This window comes from Subtercola boreus (genome assembly GCF_003399645.1).
Lineage (GTDB): Bacteria > Actinomycetota > Actinomycetes > Actinomycetales > Microbacteriaceae > Subtercola > Subtercola boreus_A.
Genome location: NZ_NBXD01000014.1, coordinates 184,171 through 203,659, shown reverse-complemented (window position 1 = coordinate 203,659; position 19,489 = coordinate 184,171). Strand labels below are relative to the sequence as shown.

19 protein-coding genes are annotated in these 19,489 nt (G+C 67.7%); all 19 read right to left on the bottom strand.

What is annotated here, in order from left to right; all coding sequences use genetic code 11:
• Positions 1 to 4: 4 nt before the first annotated feature.
• The gene (gene kdpA / locus B7R24_RS07070) at positions 5 to 1,678 is read right to left on the bottom strand and encodes a potassium-transporting ATPase subunit KdpA (protein WP_116418255.1); all 1,674 of its coding nucleotides are present in this window, start codon (positions 1,676 to 1,678) and stop codon (positions 5 to 7) included.
• 5 nt (positions 1,679 to 1,683) lie between these two features.
• Entirely contained in the window at positions 1,684 to 1,773 is a 90-nt protein-coding gene (kdpF, locus tag B7R24_RS07065; protein ID WP_116418254.1) for a K(+)-transporting ATPase subunit F, read from the bottom strand.
• Complete coding sequence (locus B7R24_RS17570) at positions 1,770 to 1,910, bottom strand: hypothetical protein (RefSeq protein ID WP_172582740.1); 141 nt, start codon at positions 1,908 to 1,910, stop codon at positions 1,770 to 1,772. Before B7R24_RS17570 ends, kdpF begins: the two co-directional genes overlap by 4 nt.
• A gap of 106 nt (positions 1,911 to 2,016) precedes the next feature.
• On the bottom strand, positions 2,017 to 3,693 hold the full coding sequence (locus B7R24_RS07060) for an FAD-binding dehydrogenase (RefSeq protein ID WP_116418253.1): 1,677 nt from the start codon (positions 3,691 to 3,693) through the stop codon (positions 2,017 to 2,019).
• Between the two features lie 155 nt (positions 3,694 to 3,848).
• Positions 3,849 to 6,335, bottom strand: a complete 2,487-nt coding sequence (locus B7R24_RS07055; protein ID WP_116418252.1) for a glycoside hydrolase family 65 protein — start codon at positions 6,333 to 6,335, stop codon at positions 3,849 to 3,851.
• The gene (locus B7R24_RS07050) at positions 6,332 to 7,090 is read right to left on the bottom strand and encodes an HAD family hydrolase (RefSeq protein ID WP_253259318.1); all 759 of its coding nucleotides are present in this window, start codon (positions 7,088 to 7,090) and stop codon (positions 6,332 to 6,334) included. The genes B7R24_RS07055 and B7R24_RS07050 overlap by 4 nt, the downstream gene beginning before the upstream one ends.
• 139 nt (positions 7,091 to 7,229) lie before the next feature.
• A complete protein-coding gene (locus B7R24_RS07045; RefSeq protein ID WP_253259317.1) occupies positions 7,230 to 7,664 on the bottom strand; it encodes a RidA family protein in 435 nt (144 codons plus the stop codon).
• Complete coding sequence (locus B7R24_RS07040; protein ID WP_116418251.1) at positions 7,661 to 8,224, bottom strand: cysteine hydrolase family protein; 564 nt, start codon at positions 8,222 to 8,224, stop codon at positions 7,661 to 7,663. The genes B7R24_RS07045 and B7R24_RS07040 overlap by 4 nt, the downstream gene beginning before the upstream one ends.
• Before the next feature lie 41 nt (positions 8,225 to 8,265).
• Positions 8,266 to 8,733, bottom strand: a complete 468-nt coding sequence (locus B7R24_RS07035; protein ID WP_147303991.1) for an LGFP repeat-containing protein — start codon at positions 8,731 to 8,733, stop codon at positions 8,266 to 8,268.
• A gap of 150 nt (positions 8,734 to 8,883) precedes the next feature.
• Entirely contained in the window at positions 8,884 to 9,012 is a 129-nt protein-coding gene (locus B7R24_RS18300) for a hypothetical protein (RefSeq protein ID WP_301182467.1), read from the bottom strand.
• A gap of 47 nt (positions 9,013 to 9,059) precedes the next feature.
• Positions 9,060 to 10,583 carry an anthranilate synthase component I family protein gene (locus B7R24_RS07030; RefSeq protein ID WP_253259316.1) on the bottom strand — a complete coding sequence of 508 codons (1,524 nt, stop codon included), beginning with the start codon at positions 10,581 to 10,583 and terminating at the stop codon, positions 9,060 to 9,062.
• A 51-nt stretch (positions 10,584 to 10,634) separates the two neighbouring features.
• On the bottom strand, positions 10,635 to 11,474 hold the full coding sequence (locus tag B7R24_RS07025; RefSeq protein WP_172582739.1) for a glycosyltransferase family 2 protein: 840 nt from the start codon (positions 11,472 to 11,474) through the stop codon (positions 10,635 to 10,637).
• A 71-nt stretch (positions 11,475 to 11,545) separates the two neighbouring features.
• Positions 11,546 to 13,063, bottom strand: coding sequence for an amino acid permease (locus tag B7R24_RS07020; RefSeq protein ID WP_253259343.1), 1,518 nt, complete (start codon positions 13,061 to 13,063; stop codon positions 11,546 to 11,548).
• 157 nt (positions 13,064 to 13,220) lie between these two features.
• Positions 13,221 to 13,580: a monovalent cation/H(+) antiporter subunit G gene (mnhG, locus tag B7R24_RS07015; RefSeq protein ID WP_116418249.1), complete on the bottom strand. Its 360-nt coding sequence runs from the start codon at positions 13,578 to 13,580 to the stop codon at positions 13,221 to 13,223.
• Positions 13,577 to 13,840, bottom strand: coding sequence for a monovalent cation/H+ antiporter complex subunit F (locus B7R24_RS07010; protein ID WP_116418248.1), 264 nt, complete (start codon positions 13,838 to 13,840; stop codon positions 13,577 to 13,579). Before B7R24_RS07010 ends, mnhG begins: the two co-directional genes overlap by 4 nt.
• A complete protein-coding gene (locus tag B7R24_RS07005; RefSeq protein ID WP_172582738.1) occupies positions 13,837 to 14,445 on the bottom strand; it encodes a Na+/H+ antiporter subunit E in 609 nt (202 codons plus the stop codon). The genes B7R24_RS07010 and B7R24_RS07005 overlap by 4 nt, the downstream gene beginning before the upstream one ends.
• Positions 14,442 to 16,004, bottom strand: coding sequence for a Na+/H+ antiporter subunit D (locus B7R24_RS07000; RefSeq protein WP_116418246.1), 1,563 nt, complete (start codon positions 16,002 to 16,004; stop codon positions 14,442 to 14,444). Before B7R24_RS07000 ends, B7R24_RS07005 begins: the two co-directional genes overlap by 4 nt.
• Complete coding sequence (locus B7R24_RS06995) at positions 16,001 to 16,465, bottom strand: sodium:proton antiporter (RefSeq protein WP_116418245.1); 465 nt, start codon at positions 16,463 to 16,465, stop codon at positions 16,001 to 16,003. The genes B7R24_RS07000 and B7R24_RS06995 overlap by 4 nt, the downstream gene beginning before the upstream one ends.
• On the bottom strand, positions 16,462 to 19,407 hold the full coding sequence (locus B7R24_RS06990) for a Na+/H+ antiporter subunit A (protein WP_367302611.1): 2,946 nt from the start codon (positions 19,405 to 19,407) through the stop codon (positions 16,462 to 16,464). The genes B7R24_RS06995 and B7R24_RS06990 overlap by 4 nt, the downstream gene beginning before the upstream one ends.
• Positions 19,408 to 19,489 lie beyond the last annotated feature (82 nt).

Genomic DNA, 19,489 nt, shown 5'->3' with positions numbered 1-19,489 from the left:
GCTGTTACTGGAGTCCTTCCGCTAGCGGTCCTAGCGTGATTGCGGGGAAGTACGTGAGGGCGACGATGATGACCGTCACGCCGACCAGCAGGCCCACGAACTGCGGGCGGTGGGTCGGCAGGGTGCCGGAGGTGGCGGGAATCTTGTCCTGTGCGGCGAGCGACCCCGCGAGCGCCAGAACGAGAACCATCGGCAGGAACCGGCCGAGCAGCATGGCGACACCCAGGGCCGTGTTCAACCACGGGGTGTTCGCTGTCAGGCCTGCGAACGCAGACCCGTTGTTGTTCGCGGCCGACGTGAAGGCGTACAGCACTTCGGAGAGGCCGTGGATGCCCGGGTTCCAGATCGACGTCGTCGTGACATCGTCGCGAATGGCCGGTATCGCGAAGCTCGCCGCGGTGCCGGCGAGCACGAGCGTGGGGGTGACGAGAATGTAGAGGCTGGCGAGCTTGATCTCGCGCGGGCCGAGCTTCTTGCCGAGGTACTCGGGCGTACGACCCACCAGCAGGCCGGCGATGAAGACGGCGATCACGGCGAGGATCAGCATCCCGTAGAGACCCGATCCCACTCCACCCGGTGCCACCTCGCCGAGCATCATGTTCAGCATCGGCATCATGCCGCCCAGGGCGGTGTACGAGTCGTGCATCGAGTTGACCGCACCGGTCGAGGTGAGCGTACTGGCCGTTCCGAACAGCGTGGAGCCGAAGATGCCGAATCGGTCTTCTTTGCCCTCCATCGCCGCCCCCGCGGCCTGGGGTGCCGAGCCGCCGCCGATCGACTCGAAGATCGACAGCGCCGAGAGCGAGACGAGGAAGATCGTCGACATGACCGCGAGAATCGCGTTGCCCTGGCGCTTGTCGCCGACCATGGTTCCGAAGGTGCGCGGCAGGCTGAACGGGATAGCGAGAAGGAGGAAGACCTCGAGCAGACTCGTCCAGGCGGTCGGGTTCTCGAAGGGGTGTGCGGAGTTGGCGTTGAAGAAACCGCCACCGTTCGTACCCAGTTCCTTGATCGCCTCCTGTGAGGCCACCGGCCCGCCGGGAATCGACTGGGTGCCGCCCGTCAGGGTCGTCACGTCGGTGAAGCCGTTGAAGTTCTGGATGACGCCACCCGCGATGAGGATGATCGCCGTCAGAATCGAGAGGGGCAGGAGCAGCCGCAGCACACCGCGGGTGAGATCGACCCAGAAGTTCCCGATCGTTCCCGATCGTTTGTAGGCGAAACCCCGCACCAGGGCGATCGCGACCGCGATGCCGACAGCGGCCGAGACGAAGTTCTGCACGGCCAGACCGGCGAGCTGAACGCTGTAGCCCATGGTGACGTCGGGCGAGTACGACTGCCAGTTCGTATTGGTGACGAACGAGATCGCGGTGTTGAACGACAGGCCCTCGGGAATCGGCTGCATGCCGAGCGAGTAGGGCAGCACGGCCTGCAGGCGCTGCATCGCATACAGGATGAGCACTCCCACGAGGGAGAAGGCCAGAACGCTCCGCAGGTAGGCGCGCCAGGTCTGCTCGGCCTGGGAGTCGACGCCGATGAGGCGGTAGAACCCTCCCTCGACCTTCAGGTCCCTGCGGCTCGTGTAGAGATGGGCCATGTAGTCGCCGAGCGGGCGATGGATGAGTACAAGCAGCAACACCAGGGTCGCGACCTGCAGAATGGCGAAGAAAGTGTCCATTGTGGCTAGAAACGCTCCGGTTTCACGAGGGCGTACACGAGGTAGCCCAGAGAGGCCACCGCCAGCGCGGCGGCGAGAACGGTGAAGACGATCACAGTTTCTCGACCCCCTTGGCCACAAGGGCGACGATCGCGAACAGCACGATGATGCCCGCTACGAAAAACACGTCAAGCACGGAGAACTCCATCCGGGTGAGAAGGCAGGAGTCAGTCGAAGATCTTCGATCGCTCACAGGTACAGCACATGATTAGACACCCGTGATGCCACGCTTTTTACGGTCCTAACGCTTCCCTAACGCACGGTGCGTGAATCCATACGGAACTCCTACGCCTGCGGCATCAGAGTCGCCGAACGAGGGAGCGGCCGACGGTACGACCCGTGAAGATGCAGCCGCCGAGAAAGGTTCCCTCAAGGGCGTTGTAGCCGTGTGCCCCGCCGCCACCGAACCCGGCCGCCTCGCCCGCGGCGTACAGGCCGTGAAGGGGCGACCCGTCGGCCGTGAACGCCTGTCCGTCGAGGTCGGTCTGGATGCCGCCGAGCGTCTTCCGCGTGATGATGTGCAGCTTCACCGCGATCAGCGGACCGTGGACGGGGTCGAGGATGCGGTGCGGTTTAGCCACGCGGAACAGCCGGTCGCCGAGGTAGCGGCGGGCGTTGTGGATGCCGACCACCTGCGCGTCCTTCGCGTAGGCGTTGGCCAGCTCCGCGTCTCGCTGCACGATCTGTCGTTCGATCTCCGCGTAGTCGAGCAACCGTTCGTCGGTGAGGTCGTTCATGCCCGCCACGAGCTCCCGCAGGGTGTCGGCGACGACAAAGTCGGCACCGTTGTCTTTGAAGGCCTCCACCGGCGGCGGGGCACTTCTTCCGAGCCGGCTTCTCAGCAGCAGCTTCAGGTCGTGGTCGGTGATGTCGGGGTTCTGCTCCGACCCCGACAGCGCGAACTCCTTCTTGATGATGCTCTGGTCGAGAATGAACCACGAATGGTCGTACTGCTGGATGTCGGGAGTGTTGCGCAGCAGCGCCAGGGTGCCGATGGTGTCGTAGCCCGGCAGGCCGGGGGCGGGCAGACGCCGGCCGAGGGCGTCGAACCACATCGATGACGGGCCGGGCAGGATGCGGATGCCGTGGCCCGGCCAGATCGGATTCCAGTTCTCGACGCCCTCGGTGTAGTGCCACATGCGGTCACGGTTCACCAGCCGAACGCCCGCGCTGTCGGCGATGTCGAGCATCCGCCCGTCGACGTGCTTCGGAACTCCCGTGATCATGGTTCTGGGCGGTGTGCCCAACCGCTTCGGCCACCACTTCCTGACGAGGTCGTGGTTGCCGCCGATGCCTCCGGAGGCGATCACCACTGCCTGGGCGGTCAGCTCGAATTCACCGACCTTCGTTCGGTTCGACGTGACGCCCCGGGCCGCCTCCTCGGGCGCGAGAACGGTGCCGTGCACCCCCGTGACCGTATTGTTTTTCATGATCAGTCCGTCGACCCGGTGGCGGAAGTGGAAGGTGACCAGGCCGCTCTCCGCCGCCGCACGGGCCTTGTCGGCGAACGGCTCGGAGATTCCCGTGCCGGTTCCCCACGGCACATGGAAGCGCGGCACCGAGTTGCCGTGGCCGCCGGCCCTGCCGTCGCCGCGCTCGGCCCATCCGACCAGCGGGGTGAACTTCACGCCCTGCTCCTGCAGCCACGGCCGCTTGTCGCCCGCCGCGAACTCGACATAGGCGCGGCCCCACTTCGTCGCCCACTCGTCTTCGGGCAGGTCGCCGGCCAGTCGGTCCCAGCCGGCGCTGCCCTGCCAGTCCTGCCAGGCGAGCTCGAGCGAGTCCTTGACCCCGTATCTTCGCTGCATGGGGGTGTCGACCAGGAAGATGCCGCCGAACGACCAGAAGGCCTGGCCGCCGAGGTTCGCCCGGTTCTCCTGCTCGACGATCGCCACGCGCTTGCCCGCGCGCACCAGCTCGTTCGAGGCGACGAGGCCGGCCAGCCCGCCTCCCACGATGATCACATCGGCATCCATCCGGCCTCCCCGCGTGTGCACTCCACTGTATGCACCCGGCTGTGTGCACTCCACTGTGTGCAACCCAGTGTCTGCAACCCAGTGTCTGCAACCCAGTGTCTGCAACCCAGTGTCTGCAACCCAGTCTGCACCCGGGGCGAGTCAGCCGTCAGCCGTCAGCGCGTGTCTTCGAGCCCGGTCGGCAGCATGATGGGGCCGGTCGGCAGCGACGGCGTCATGACCGAGCCGTCTTCGCGGCGGTGGGGTGCACGGTGGGTGTTGGCCCGGCGCACCGGCCCCTGCCCGGAGAGGGCGACCCGCACCTCAGCCTCCGGACCGACCACGTGCACGTCGCCGCGCACCGAGAACGTGACGCTCTCGTCGCCCTCGAGCATCCGGGCCACCAGCGAGGTCGCGGTGATTGTGACGAGGATGCGGCTGCCCTGCCAGGTGAGTCGAAAACGCAGTTCGGGCCACTCCTCGGGAAGACGCGGGTCGAAGCTCAGCAGGCCGTCGTGGTCGCGCATGCCGCCGAACCCCGAGACCAGCGCGTTCCAGACGCCACCCGCCGACGCAATGTGCACCCCGTCGGCGGTGTTCCCGTGCAGGTCGCTGAGGTCGACGAACAGAGTGTGGATGAAGTACTCCATGGCCAGGCGCTCGTCGCCGATCTCGGCCGCGATGATGGACTGCACGACGTTCGACAGCGTCGAATCGCTGGTGGTCAACGGGTCGTAGTAGTCGAAGTCCGACGTCTTCTCCTGCAGGCTGAACTCGTCGCCCTGCAGGAAGAGGGCGAGCACGACGTCGGCCTGCTTGAGCACCTGGAAGCGGTAGATCACCAGCGGATGGAAGTGCAGCATCAGGGGACGCTGCACGGCAGGGGTGTTCGCGAGGTCCCAGACCTCGCGCTCGAGGAAGTGTTCGTCTTGCGGATGCACCGCGAGGGCATCCGAATACGGGATGAACATGGCTGCCGCGGCCCGCTCCCATTCCACGACTTCACCGTCGGCAAGGGCGAGCCGTTCGCGCATGCTCGCGGCGGCGGCCGGACGGGTCTCGGTGAGCTCGGCGACGATCTGGGCCGCGTAACGAAGGTTGAACCGCGCCATCACGTTCGTGAAGAGGTTGTTGTTGACCACCGTCGTGTACTCGTCGGGGCCGGTCACGCCGTGGATCTCGAACTTGTCCTCGCCATTGCTCCGCCAGAACCCCAGCGTCGCCCACATCCGGGCCGTCTCGACCGCGATGTCGATCGCGCCGGAGGCGAGAAAGTCGAGGTCGCCGGTGGCGCGCACGTACTTCGCCAGCGCATAGGTGATGTCGGCATTGATGTGGTACTGGGCCGTGCCCGCCGCGTAGTACGCGGAGGCCTCTTCACCGTTGATCGTGCGCCAGGGGAAGAGCGCCCCGCCCTCGCTGAGGGTCTGGGCCCGCTTGCGCGCCGCCGGGAGGAGGTACTGGCGCTGGCGGAGGGCGTTGCGCGCCCACATCGGGTTCGTGTAGGCGAGAAACGGGATGACGTAGATCTCGGTGTCCCAGAAGTAGTGACCGCTGTACCCGCTGCCGGTCACTCCCTTCGCAGCGATACCGAGACCATCGGCGCGGGCCGCCGCCTGGGCCACCTGGAACAGGTTCCAGCGCACGGCCTGCTGCAGATCGTCACGCCCGACGATCTCGGCGTCGGAACGCTCCCAGAAGTCGGCCAGGTAGAGGCGCTGCTTGTCGAACTGCGCCGCGACGCCCTCCGCGGCGGTGCGGTCGAGGGTGCGGGCGCAGCGGTCGATCAGCTCACGTGTCGGGGTCGACCGCGAGGTGTGGTAGCTCACCGTCTTCGTCAGGTTCACCGACGCGCCCTGACGGGCACGCACGGCGTAGACGTCCTTCGAGATGTCGGGTTCGACGAACCGCTCGACGTCGTACTCGTTCTCGGTCTCGATGGTGTGATCGGTCGCGACCGCGATGCTCATGCGCGAGTTGTTGGTGCGGTAGCTGAGCACGCTGCGCGAGCCCTCCTGCCAGTACTCACCGGGGCGGAAGACCCGGTCTGCGATCCGTTCGGCGCGCCGGGGGTCTCTGGCCGCGGCATCCGGATGCACGCCGTCCGCGTCGCTGTCGTGACCGTCCTGGCGGTTGATCAACTGGCTCGAGATGACCAGGGCGGCGTCGGCGTTCAGCACGGTGACGTTCATCGTCATCACGGCCAGGTGCCGGTCGGAGAAGGAGACCATTCTGCTGGTGACGATCTGCACGAGCTTGCCCGAGGGCGTCTGCCAGAGCACGGTGCGGCGCAGCACACCCTCACGGAAGTTCAGCGAGCGCTCGTACTCGAGCACGTCGGCGTCGCCGATGGAGAACGGTTCGTCGTCGACGTAGAGCCGCATGACCTTGCTGTCGGGTACGTTGACGATGGTCTGGCCGACCTCGGCGAAACCGTAGGCATCCTCGGCGTGGTGGATCTTGAATGTCTCGTGCAGCCCGTTGATGAACGTTCCGTGCTCGTGGGCCTTGCGCCCCTCCACGTTGTTGCCGCGCATGCCGAGATAGCCGTTGCCGATCGCGAAGAGCGTCTCGGTGAGAGCCACGTCTGACGTCGAGCTGGAGACCTCGCGGAGGGCCCACGGGTCGACCGGGAACCGGTCGCGGTCGAAACCCCGGTTCACGACCCGGCCCCCGTGCGCACGAAGACGGCGAGGTCGTCGACGACGACGCTCGCTCCGGCGTCGAGGAGGGCCTGCTGCCCCGCTCCCCTGTCGACGCCCACGACGAGGCCGAAGCCTCCGGCGTGGCCGGCCGCGACGCCCACCAGGGCGTCTTCGAAGACCACGCTCGAGGCCGGTGTGACCCCGAGCTTTCGCGCACCGTCGAGAAACAGGTCGGGCGCGGGCTTACCCGGCAGCCCCTCCTCCGTGGCGACCACCCCGTCGACGATCACGCTGAAGTACGGCAGCAGGCCTGCGGCCTCGAGCACCCAGCGGGCGTTCTTCGAACTCGAGACGACCGCGACCGGCACGCCGTGGCTTCTGAGGTCGTCGACCAGCGCCTTCGAGCCCGGGTAGGGGGCGATGCCGTCGCGGTGCAGGATGCGGGTGAACTCGGCGTTCTTGCGATTGCCGAGCCCGCTCACCGTTTCGGCGCTCTCGTCGTCGTCCGGGCTGCCGAACGGCAACTCGATGCCGCGCGAGGCCAGCACGGCTGAGACGCCGTCGTCGCGCTTCTTGCCGTCGAGGTGGGTGTAGTAGTCGTCGTCGGTGTAGGGCTGGGCATCGGGAAGCTCCGCCAGATAGGCCGTGAACAGTGCGCTCCACGCTTTCATGTGGAGGTCGGCCGTCGGGGTGAGAACCCCATCGAGGTCGAAGAGCACGGCGGCATAGGCCTCGAGGTTCGCGGGGGGCTGAGTGCCCGGAATAAGTGTCACGACGCTCAATGTAGCGCCTGGGATGAACTCTGCACGATTTATCGCAAACGCTTGCTTTCTCCTCGCTCGGTCGCGCTCGGAACCAGCGCGGCGACGGCGGACGCCAGCGACCGGCGCTTTGGAAACGGCGCGGGCGCGGTCAGTCGGGGATGACCGCCACGGCGTCGATCTCGACGAGGGCGCCGGGGCGGGCGGGCGCTACCGCGAGCACTGTCACAGCGGTTCGGTGTTCGCCCCAGACGGCCCCGGTCGCGGCGTAGCCGTCGGTCGGGTCGATGCCCGGCGCCACGTGGATCGTGAGCCTGACGACGTATTCGGGGCCGGTTCCGGATGCCGCGAGCACCCCCAGCACGTTGCGGAACGCCTGCTCGGTCTGAGCCTTCAGCCCCTCGAGCAGGGCGCCGGAGGAGTCGGCGCCGTTCTGCCCGCCGACGTAGAGCGTGCGGCCGGCCGGCGCGATCATCCCCTGCGCGAAGGCCGTGCTGCGGTACAGCCCCACCGGGTCGACGGGGGTGGGCAGGCCGCCGGGGGTGGGCAGGCCCCCGCGGCTGGGGCCGCCCGGGTCGTGCGTCACGACGCTGCTCCCGCGAACGAGACGGTGGCGGTCTCCCCCACCTCCGCCGTGCGGCCGGGCGCCGACTGCCACTGCCAGTAGAGGTTCGTGTGCGCGATGACCTGGTCGGGGGTCGGCGCACCCCACTCGCTGAGGTCTTCCGTGGTGTGGGCGTCGCCCACGAGGGTGACGTCGTACCCCCTCGTGAACGCGCCGTGGATCGTCGACCGGATGCAGGCATCCGTCTGCGCTCCGGTCACCACCAGGCGACCGACCCCGGCGGCGGCCAGCACCTCCTCGAGCTGGGTGCCCTCGAAGGAATCGCCGTGCTGCTTGTGCACCAGTGGCTCGGAATCCGTGCGCACAAGTTCGGGAACGTACTCCCACCCGGGGCTGCCCGGCTGCAGCTCGTCGCTCTGGTGCTGCACCCAGACGACCGGCACACCCTCGCCCCGCGCCCGCTCCACCAGGCTGCCGATGTGGGCGATCACGGTGTCGCGCTCGTGCGCCGTGCCCACGACGCCGTTCTGCACATCGATCACGACGAGAGCGGTGTTCGGCCGGTCGGTGAAGGTTGTCATGCCGGAATGCTACTCCCGAGCATCCCTCGACGGCAGCCCCGTCAGCTCTTCAGCGAGACGACGGGGCCGGTGGTCGGCGACCAGACGATGCGCCCGTTCTGGAAGTCGACCGCGCGACTGGTCGTGCCCTGCCAGGCGTACTCGTCGGAGGTCGCGAGACCGAGGCGGGCGATATAGGAGTGCCGGATCGCGCCGTACACCGCGTGCGTCCCGGTGGCCGGCGAGGAGAAGACGGCGAAACCGTCGGCCACATCGAAATCCTGGCGGCCGCCCACCAGCGCGCCCAGGGGAACGATCCGGTAGGCGCGTGCCAGAGTCGCCACCGCCGGGGGCGAGCTGAACCAGCCCTTGCCCGAGAGGTAGCGCGAACCGTTCTCGAACTCCTGGGTGTAGCCACCGCCGAGCGGATAGACCGGGGAGACGGATGCTCCCAGAGCCGTGTCGACGTTCGCCGCAAAGGTCTTGGCCTCGTCTCGCGAGGGCATGCCGGCGTTCTGCAGGTACTGCACCGCCCAGAGCACCGTCTTCGGGGTGAACGCGTTCGTGACGGCGCCGAAGGAATCGGCAGCCGTGGCTCCGTCGCGGGCGGTGTAGAGAAGGAAGGGTCCGGCGAAGGCGAGTTCGTTCCAGCAGCTCAGGCCCGAGACGACGAGGTCGGACTACTGCTGTTGGATGTGCAGGTTGGTGGGAGAACCGTACTCGGTGATCCAGATCTTCTTCGCCCCATCGCCCTTCTCCTTCATGAGCGCGTGCAGGGCGACGATCGTGCGGAGAGTGCGTCTGGACAACCGGATGACAGGTCGTGGGCGCCGAGAGGACGCACTGGTTGTCTCGATCAGGTCGCCGCGACATCCAGGGCCTCGAGCAGCGCAGCCGCCTTCAGTTTGACCTCAGCGAGCTCGTCGACCGGGTTCGACAGCGCAGTGATGCCTCCTCCCACACCGATCGTCGCCCCCCGGTCGTCGATGACGATCGAACGGATGGTCATCGCCAGCTCCGCGCTGCCATCGGCACCCAGAAAACCGAAGGCGCCGGAATACAGGCCGCGGGCGCGACCCTCCAGCCGGTCGAGAATCTCCACCGCGCGTCGTTTCGGCGTGCCCGTCATGGAGCCGGCCGGAAAGGTGGAGCGCAGAACGTCGACCACTCCCGACCCCGGAGGCAGCTGGCCCTCCACAGTACTCACGAGCTGGTGCACGTGGGCATGGGTCTCCACCGTCAGCAGGCTCGTCACGTGCACGCTACCCGGCACCGAGATGCGAGTGAGGTCGTTGCGCATGAGGTCGACGATCATCGTGTTCTCTGCGCGTTCCTTGACGTCGGCTGCTAGCGCGGCCGCGCGTGCGGCGTCGGCTTCAGGATGATCGGCTCGGGCACGCGTTCCCTTGACGGGTGACGTGCGAACGTGGCCGTCGGCGCTGATGTCGAGAAAGAGTTCGGGAGAGGCGCTGAGCAGGCTGACCCCACCGATGCGCAGCAGAGCGCCGTGCTCGCTCGGCGACGTGCGCCGCAGCGCGCGGTACACCGCCACGGGGTCGAGAGCGGGCTGCGCGCCAGCGGTGGTGCGGGGTGCCGCGGCGACGGTGACCGTGGTGGTGAGGTTGAGCACGTAAGCATCACCGGCATGGATGGAATCCTGGCAGGCAGCGATGTTGGCGAGGTACTCGGCGTCGGTCTCCCGCCACTGCGCCAGGCGATGCGGTGCCGTGACACGGGAGGGGGCGGGGGTGCAGGCCGAGGCGGCGGTCGGGATGGGGGCGGCGGCGGCCGTCGAGTCGGGGTCGGAGTCTGGGCGAGTGGCGACCGCGGCCAGGCGCTCGACGGTGACGCGGCGCCACTGTTCGAGGTCGCCCTCCCAGGCGTCACCCGCGGCGAGCAGCTCGGCGCTTCCCCCTGCAGCGACGGCGACGGCACGATCCACCCGGAGGAACGCCGCGTCCGGGTGCGGCGAGCTCCGATGCGCCGAGAACGACAGCGCGTCAGCACCCACGGTCTCACCCAGCACCTCGTAGCCGAGCCAGCCGACCAACCCGAGCATCGCTTGGGCCCGCACTCCCGCCGGGGCACCCACGTCCGCTCCGGCCGCCCGGTCCGCCCCCGCCGCCCGGTCCGCCCCCGCCGCCCGGTCAGCCCCCGCCGCCCGGTCCGCCGGCGCAGCCAGCGCAGTACGAAGCGACTCGAGAACGCCGCCCTTCTGATCGGAGGCGGTGCCCGGGTACCAGGGCTCCCCCCTGCCGACAAGGCTGGTCTGGCCACCGTCGAGCCAGAACACGTCGGTGTCGTCGCCGTGCAGCACCCGGAAGACCTCGGCCGCCGAATAGCTGCCGTCGAGCGGAGAACGCACCACTCGTTCGGTCATCTCTCGATCTTAGGGCGGGGCCCGCCCTGCCGGCCCGTCCGAGAGGGCGGCTCAGGCCATCGGGCTGGGCAGCCTGTCGTCATCGGTGTTCTCGCCGGGGAGGCGGTCGAGGATGCGGCGCCGCATCCGCAGCAGCGCCGAGTCGCCCGGCCAGTGAACCGCCAGCGTCACGAACCCGCGGTGCAGGCGCAGGCCGAACGTCTTCCACTTGGCGAACGGCCGGAACGAGATGCCCACCCGCACCGACGGATCGTAGACGATCGCGTGCTCCGGCGTCAGGTGGATCGTCAGGTCGAGGTCATCGTGTAGGGTCGTGCCCCAGCGGTGCACCGACGATCTGACCGCCCGCCACGCCTCGGCGCGCAGGAAGAAGCTCGAACCGAACAGCGGTGTCTCACCCACGGCGAGCCGGATGCTCGAGAAGTACGCTCCGAGGTACAGGGCCGCGAGCATCCGCGAACCGTACTTCGGACCGTCGTAGAAGTCACCCGGGCCCGTGACGGCAGCCGCGAGCGGAGCGCCCTCGAGGGCGCGCAGTCCGCTGGCGATCCAGTCCGGCGGCGGCACCGAGTCGGCGTCGAGCCGGGCGATCACGCTGTAGCGGGCCGCGTCATAGCCGGTGGTGCTGGCCGCCGGAATTCCCGGCTCGGGTTCGTGGAGCACTTGGGCCCCCCACCGCTCGGTCACCTCACGTAAGTCGTCGCTGCTGCCGTTGTCGACGATGATGACCTCGGCCGCCGGCTGTGTCTGTCGGCTGAGCGCCTCGAGGCACCGGTCGAGGGCCGGTGCGTCATCCTTGACCGGAATGACGACGGAGACACCGGGTGACAACAGGCCCGACGGTCTCGGCGCGACGGTCAACGACCGGAGTGCGGGTGGGGGTGCATACAACCCAGACTCCGGTACGGGCGGCCTCACCGACAACCCCTTGCGCCCGGCGACTTTCGATGTGCGCTCTGCCCCTACTCCTTCGTCTGAGGCGTTTCGCCTCCGCCCTGGGGCCGGTTGGCGATCGTCGGGAACGCCCCGGTGTACCCGTCTCTGGCGCGGGCGATCTCGAGAATGCGCCCCCGCATCAGGTACCAGCCGAGGATGAGCAGCGGAACGATGATCACCAGCGACGCGATCGTGTACGTTCCGGCCGGGTAGTCGAACGCCATCAGCACCAGCACCACCACCAGGAACCCGAGCGTGAGATACGAGGTGAAGGGTGCCCCGAACAGCCGGAAGGCCGGGCGCGTCAACAACCCCTGTGCGGCCATCTTCTGCAGCTTCATCTGGCAGAGGATGATCGTTCCCCAGCTCGAGATGATACCGAGCGCCGACACGTTCAGCACGATCTCGAATGCCTCCTTCGGAACGAAGAAGTTCAGCGCCACACCCAGAAGCGCCACCGCGGAGGTGAGCAGAATGCCGCCGTAGGGCACCCCGCGCTTGTTCATCACACCGGTGAACTTCGGCGCCGCACCACTGATCGACATCGAGTGCAGGATGCGACCGGTCGAGTACAACCCGGCGTTCAGGCTCGAGAGGGCAGCCGTCAGCACCACGAAGTTCATCGCTGAGCTCGCGATCGCGGCCACAGTCGGGTTGCCGATGTGCGAGAAGAACGTGACGAACGGGCTCTCGTCGGCCGCGTACGTGCTCGACGGCAGCAGCAGCGCGAGCAGCAGCACCGACCCGCAGTAGAACACCGCGATACGGAGCACCACGCTGTTGATCGCCCGGGGCATGATCTTCTCGGGGTTGGGCGTCTCGCCCGCGGCCGTGCCGACGAGCTCGACCCCTGCGTAGGCGAACACGACGCCCTGGATGATCACGACAGCGACCACGATGGTGGAGATGCCGTTCGGTAGCAACCCGCCGTTGTTCGCGATCATCTCGACGCCGGTCGCGCCCTGGTCGGTCGGAAAGCTGAACGCGAGGAAGATCGCACCGATCACGAGGAAGGCGACCAGCGCCACCACCTTCACGAGCGCGAACCAGAACTCCATCTCGCCGAAGACCTTCACCGAGATCATGTTGAGGGTGAGCACGATCGCCAGGGCGATCAGGGCGAGCAGCCACTGCGGAACCGCGGTGAACGCCGACCAGAACTGCACGTAGACGGCCACGGCCGTGGAGTCGACGATGGCGGTCATCGCCCAGTTCAGGAAGTACATCCACCCCGCGACGTAGGCAGCCTTCTCGCCGTAGAACTCGCGCGCGTAGGAGACGAACGAGCCCGACGACGGACGGTGCAGCACGAGCTCACCGAGCGCCCGGAGAATGAGGAAGGCGAAGAACCCGCAGATGGCGTAGTCGAAGATCAGCAGCGGACCCGCCTGGTTGAGCCGGCCACCCGCTCCGAGGAAGAGGCCCGTACCGATGGCGCCGCCGATGGCGATCATCTGCAGCTGCCGGTTCTTCAGGCCCTTGTGGTAGCCCGCCTGCTCGTTCGAGAAGTCCTGCCCGGGCCCGTCTGCCCGCTCTTTCGTCAGCTTGGCCGAATCGGGCGACTCCTGGCCCGACCCGCTCTGCTCAATCTTCGACACCTGTGCCCCCGATCGTTTCGATTCGCCCGGTCGGGCGCTCGATCCGGTAACGCTACTCCCACCGATGTTTCCGCAGAATTAAATCCGGGGGCTTGTGCAGAACTCAGGATTTCCCTCCGTGTGGAGGAATGAAGGGGCCCAGGTCGTCGGCGACCAGGATGTCGCTGCGGAAGTGCCCGGTGCGGTAGGCGGCCCGGCCCACCATGTGCGCGGCCATCGGCGCCGTCAGACTCTGGAAGAAGACGATCGCGAACGCCAGCGTGATCGTCGAGACGGAAGGGTTCGACACGGCCACATCGGCCACAATGGCCATCAGGCCGAGGATCTGGGGCTTGGTCGCGGCGTGCAGACGCGACAGCACGTCGGTGAACCGGATGAGCCCCACCCCGGCCGCGAAACAGAGGAATGCGCTGAGCAGCACGAGTACCGCCGTGATCACGTCGCGAACGCCGTCGCCGGTCATGTGTCGTCCCTCGTGGAGATGAAGCGGGCCACGCTCACCGATCCGACCACGGTGAAGAGGGCGAGCCCGAGCAGCACCGGCAGGGTGTCGGTGTGGCGGTTGATCGCCATCTCGGCCCCGAGCGCACACATCGCGGTCGCGATCAGAACGTCTGAGGCGATGATGCGGTCCAGCGCCGACGGACCACGGATGATCCGCCACAGCGCAGCGATGGCCCCCGCGCCGAATAGTACGGCGGCGGTGACGATGACGACGATCATCCGGCCCTCCCCTCAGACATGCTCGCAGACTTCGCCAGGCGTGCGAGGTCGTCGGCCGACCCCATCGCGAGAATGAGTCGCCGCTCGGCCGCCGACACCGAACGCTTCAGGGCGGGTACGTCGGCCGCCGATGCGACGTTCAGAGCGTGCAGGTGAAGGATGCCCGCGTCGCGATCGATGTCGAGCACGATCGAGCCCGGCACCAGTCCGACCGCCACCGCGGTGAACGTCATGAGGAGGTCGGAGCGGGTGGCGAGCTGCACGGTGAGGATCGCGTTGCTCGGCCGGTAGCCCGGGTTGAGGGCCGACCAGGCGATCTGTACCGACGCCACGACGACATCGGCGATCAGCCGGCCGAGGAAGAGCAGGGCCCGACCCCCATTGAATCGGCCGCTCAACCGCACCGCGGGCAGATAGAACACGACGGAGACGATGAACGCGAGCACCAGCCCGGTGGCGAATGCCAGCCAGGTGAACTGGCCCCAGAGCAGCATCCAGAGCAGCACCAGCCCGAGGAACGGGATCAGTCCGCTTGCGAGGCGGGCCCGGCGCAGGCGGGACCGGGAACCGTTCGAACCGGCTGGGCCGGAACCACTGCCACTCACGGTGCACCCCCCGGAAACACGGCGTCGATGTACTCGGCCGGCGTCGCCACACCCACGGCCGCACGCTCCGAGAGTTCGAACAGCGGCCCGGCGAAAACGGTGAGGCACACCGTCAGGGCGATCAGGCCGGTCGTGGCGGCGACCATCAGTTTGGGCAGGGTCGCGGTCACAACGCCACCCGTCTCATCCGGGCTCTCCCGAACAGAAGCCAGCAGGGGCGATTCATACCCCTTCACATCGGCTGCGGGGCGCCAGAAGGCCTTGTTCCACACCCGCATGAGCGCGTAGAGCGTCAGCAGCGAGGTGAGCGCTCCGGCGCCGATGAGCACGTAGACAAGCGGGTTCGGGCTCTCGGCGCCGGCTTCGAACAGAGCCACCTTGCCGAGAAATCCGGAGAAGGGCGGGATGCCGCCGAGGTTCAGCGCACCGATGAAGAACAGGATGGCCACGAACGGCGCCTTCTTCAGCAGCCCGCCGAGATGGGTGATCGAGGTCGACCGCCCGACCCGCTCGATGAGCCCCACCGAGACGAAGAGGGCGGTCTGCACCATGATGTGGTGCACGATGTAGTAGATCGTCGCCCCGGTGCCGAGCTGCGTGCCGATGGCGATGCCGAAGATCATGTACCCGATGTGGCTCACCAGGGTGAACGACAGCAGCCTCTTCACATCGGCCTGGGTGAGGGCCCCGAAGATGCCGATCACCAGCGTGAAGAAGGCCACCACCATCAGCGGAATGGCCAGGGGCACCGCGAAGAACAGCAGTTTGTCGGTACGGATGATCGCGTACACACCCACCTTCGTGAGCAGCCCGGCGAACACTGCCGTGACGGGCGCTGGTGCCGTCGGGTACGAATCGGGCAGCCAGAACGACAGCGGGAACACGGCTGCCTTCACCCCGAACCCGATCAGCAGGGCCGCGCACAGGATGATCTGCACATCGAGCGGCAGGGCCTGGATGCGCGTCGAGAGCAACGCCATCGTCACCGTTCCCGTCGCGCCGTAGATCAGCGCGATCGCGGCGAGGAAGAACAGCGACGAGACCAGGCTCACCACGATGTACGTCGTACCCGCGCGGATGCGCGCACCCGTCCCGCCGAGCGTGAGCAGCACATAGCTCGCCGCCAGCAGCATCTCGAAGCCGACGTACATGTTGAAGAGGTCACCCGCGATGAAGGCGTCGAACAGCCCCGCCGAGAGGATGAGGTACGTGGGGTGGAAGATCGACACCGGGGTGTCGCGGTCGCCGTCGGCGATGCCCTGCCCGATGGCGAAGACCAGCACGCCGAGCAAGATCAGGGCCGAGACGACCACCATCATCGCCGAGAGCCGGTCGACGACGAGAACGATTCCGAAAGGCGGCTCCCAGCCGCCGACCTTCACGACGGCCGTCTCGCCCGTGGTGTCGACGACGAAGAGCAGGATGCCCGCGATGCCGGTCACGACACTGAGCGTGCTGATGCTGATGGTCACCTGCAGGCGGGGGTTCCGGCCGAGGATGAGGGTGATCGCGGCGCCCACCAGGGGCAGCACCACGAGCAGGGGAACGAGGACGTTCATGGGTGCACCCCATCGTCGGTCTGGTCGGCCGCCTCTTCGAGCTGGGCCCGAACGGCCTCATCGTCTTCGTCGAGCGAGGCGTGGTAGACCCCGGCCTCCTCCGCCTCGATCGCGTCCTCGTCGTCGACGGTCACATCGTCACCCTCGTCGCCGAGGTTCGCCAGCCACCACGACCGGTAGATGAGCGCCAGAATGAACGCCGTCACACCGAAGTTGATCACGATCGCGGTGAGCATGAGCACCTGGGGTACCGGGTCGACGGTCGTCTCACCGGTCGCTCCCCCGGCGATGATCGGAGCATCCCCGGCCCGGCCCGACATCAGGAAAATGAGCAGGTTCGTCGCGTTGCCGACGAGCAGGAAGCCGATCAGGATGCGGGTGAGGCTCTTCTCGAGCATGACGTAGACGCCCGTGCCGTACATGATCGCCATCAGGATGACGAGGGTCAGGGAGGCGCTCATGCGGTGGCCTCCGCCTTCTCGTCGGCTTCGGCCTGTTGGCGGTCGACCTCGCCACCGAGGCTGCGCAGAACGTCGAGCACGACACCGATCACGACGAGATAGACACCGATGTCGAAGATCGTGGAGGTTCCGAATGACAGGTGTCCGAGCAGGGGAAGGTCGCCTTCGAAATATGCCGATGTGAGAATCTCTCCACCGAGGAACAGGGAACCGAGCGCCGTACCCGTCGCGAGGAGCAGCCCGCCGCCGAGCAGGATGCCCGGGCCGACCGGCAACGTCTCGCCGAGCTCGAACCGGCCACCCGCGAGGTAACGCGCAATCAGGGCCAACCCGGCCAGCAGTCCACCCGCGAAGCCGCCGCCCGGCAGGGTGTGCCCGGCGAAGAGGAGGTAGATCGAGACCAGGATGGCGGGGTGGAACAGCAGCCGCACGAGCACCTCGAGCATGAGCGAACGGTTCTCGGGCACAAGCGTTCGACCGCCGAGCAACCAGGTGTGCTGGCGATCATCCGGAGCATCGTGCTGGGTGTGCGGATCGCCGACCAGCCGGCCGCGTTCGCTGCCCTGCCGCCGCTTGCGGGAGTCGCCCAGACGCGGCACGGTCACGTTGCGGCCTGTCACGAAGAGCAGGCTCGCGACCCCGGTCGCCACGACGACGAGCACCGAGAGCTCGTTCATCGTGTCCCAGGCGCGGATGTCGACGAGCATCACGTTGACCACGTTGCTGCCGTGACCCTCCTCGACGGCGAGCCGCGCGAGCTCCGGGCCGAGACCGCCGGCCTGGCGGGCACCGAGGGCGGTGAATCCGACAAGGCCCATCGTGACGCCGACCGCTGCCCCGATCATCCCGCGCCGCCGGCGCCGCACCGGCCTGTTGTGTTGTGCGATCTTGCGGGGCAGCCGGCGAAGCACCAGCACGAACACCACGATCGTCACTGTCTCGACCAGTGCCTGCGTCAGTGCGAGGTCGGGCGCGCCGTGGAACGCGAAGAGCACCACCATGCCGAAACCGGTCGCGCCGACGAGCAGCACGGCAGCGAGCCGGTGGGTGGCCCGCGCGGCCATCACGGCGGCGATCGCCATGGCCGCGGCGACGAAGACCTGCGCGGGGTAGTCCCACGCCACGAGCTGGGTGGGCCAGCTGCGGTTCAGCGCCGTCGCGACCCCGAGGCAGAGAACGAACACCAGCAGGATGGTGGTGAGGTACTGCGGCAGACCGCCGCGCTGGGCGAAGACCGTGATACGTGCGGCCAGCCGGTCGACGGCGTGCACGATCGTCCAGTAGGTGCGTGATGCGTCGACCACCGGCGGCAGTGCCCGTTGAACCCGAGCGAACCCACGGCGCACCGCGAACAGGCCGCTACCCGCTCCGATCGCAACCGCCGAGAGCCCGAGCGCCAGCTCGAACCCGTGCCAGAGCGCGAGATGGTAGTCACCCTCACCCGGCACGGTGTCGGCGTAGCTCTCGAGCGCCGAGCCGAGCGGCGACGCAAGAAGACCGAGGGCGAGGGTCGCCAGGGTCAGGATGATCGGGGCCGCCAGTATGCCGCGAGAGGCATGTGACTCGTGGTGCTCTCCCGCGGCCGTCGCGGGGGCAGCAGGGCCGCTGGCGCCTCCGCCGTCCGCCGCCGCGACCGCCGGCTTCGCGGCGAACGCACCCCAGAAGAACCGGGCGCTGTAGGCCACGGTGAACGCCGACCCGATCACGGTGCCGACGAGCGCGACCCAGCCCCAGGCATCCCCTGCAGACCCCGCCTCGATGAGCCCCGAGAAGACGGCCTCCTTGGCGACGTAGCCGAGAAGCGGTGGAATGCCCGACATGGAGGCCACCGCGAGGAGGGCCGTTGCCGCCAGCACGGGCCGGCGTCGGCCGAGCCCCGAGAGCTGTCTGAGGTCGCGGGTGCCCTCGTCGTGGTCGATGATGCCCACGACGAGAAACAGCGTCGCCTTGAACAGGGCGTGCGAGAGCAGCAGTGCGGCACCGGCGAGCGCCATGTCGCGCGTTCCGAAGCCGACCGCCACCATCAGAAAGCCCAGCTGGCTGACGGTTCCGAAGGCCAAAAGCAGCTTGAGGTCGTTCTGGCGGAGGGAGCGCCAGGCCCCGAGGATCATCGTCGCCACTCCGACGATCACGACCACGGGCATCCAGCCCGGCGTGTCGGCGAAGCCGGGTGCGAACCGGGCGACGAGGTAGATGCCGGCCTTGACCATCGCGGCTGCGTGCAGGTAGGCACTCACAGGGGTGGGTGCGGCCATGGCGGCGGGCAGCCAGAAGTGGAAGGGCACGAGGGCGGACTTCGAGAACGCCCCCGCGAGGATGAGGATGATCGAGACCGTGACGATCGCACCTTCGGGCGGATCTGCCACGAGGGTCGAGATCGAGGTGCTTCCACCGGCGACCGAGAGCAGCACGACACCGACCAGCATCGCCAGGCCGCCGAAGGTCGTCACGAGGAGGGCCTGGAGGGCGGCACCCCGGCTCTCCTTTCGCTCGGTGTAGTGCCCGATCAAGAGATAGGAGAGCACGCTCGTGATCTCCCAGAACATGAACATGATGTAGATGTCGTCGGCGGTGACGAGACCGAACATGGTTCCGGCGAAGGCGAGCAGCAGCGCGGCGAACCGGCCGAGCGAGGGTTCGTCGTTCGAGAAGTACCGGGAGCAGTAGATCATGACGAGTGCGCCGACCCCGGTCACTACGAGGGCGAGCAACCAGGCGAGCGTGTCCATGCGGAACGACAGACTGATGTCGAGCTGGGGAATCCACGGCACCTTCTCGGTCACGACACCGCCGTCCAGAACCGTCGCCGACTGCAGCGCCGTGTAGACGAACACCGCAGCGGGCAGGAGGGCGACGAGGGAGAAGACCCGGGTGCCCAGCGCCCTCGTCAGGAACGGTGTGAGCACCGCGAGCCCGAAGAACGTCAGAAGGGCAAAGATCACGCGGATCTCCTCGTGTCGGGGAGAGGGGCATCTCACAGTTTACGCGGCGCCAGATGTGAAAGCCCTCAGGGACGTTCCCAGC

Bases quoted from the DNA above. Each gene is read 5' to 3' on its own strand.
- kdpA (WP_116418255.1), bottom strand. From the start codon at position 1,678: ATGGACACTTTCTTCGCCATTCTGCAGGTCGCGACCCTGGTGTTGCTG.
- B7R24_RS07030 (WP_253259316.1), bottom strand. From the start codon at position 10,583: ATGACCGAACGAGTGGTGCGTTCTCCGCTCGACGGCAGCTATTCGGCG.
- B7R24_RS07010 (WP_116418248.1), bottom strand. From the start codon at position 13,840: ATGATCGTCGTCATCGTCACCGCCGCCGTACTATTCGGCGCGGGGGCC.
- B7R24_RS07060 (WP_116418253.1), bottom strand. From the start codon at position 3,693: ATGGATGCCGATGTGATCATCGTGGGAGGCGGGCTGGCCGGCCTCGTC.
- B7R24_RS07040 (WP_116418251.1), bottom strand. From the start codon at position 8,224: ATGACAACCTTCACCGACCGGCCGAACACCGCTCTCGTCGTGATCGAT.
- B7R24_RS07000 (WP_116418246.1), bottom strand. From the start codon at position 16,004: ATGAACGTCCTCGTTCCCCTGCTCGTGGTGCTGCCCCTGGTGGGCGCC.
- B7R24_RS06995 (WP_116418245.1), bottom strand. From the start codon at position 16,465: ATGAGCGCCTCCCTGACCCTCGTCATCCTGATGGCGATCATGTACGGC.
- mnhG (WP_116418249.1), bottom strand. From the start codon at position 13,580: ATGACCGGCGACGGCGTTCGCGACGTGATCACGGCGGTACTCGTGCTG.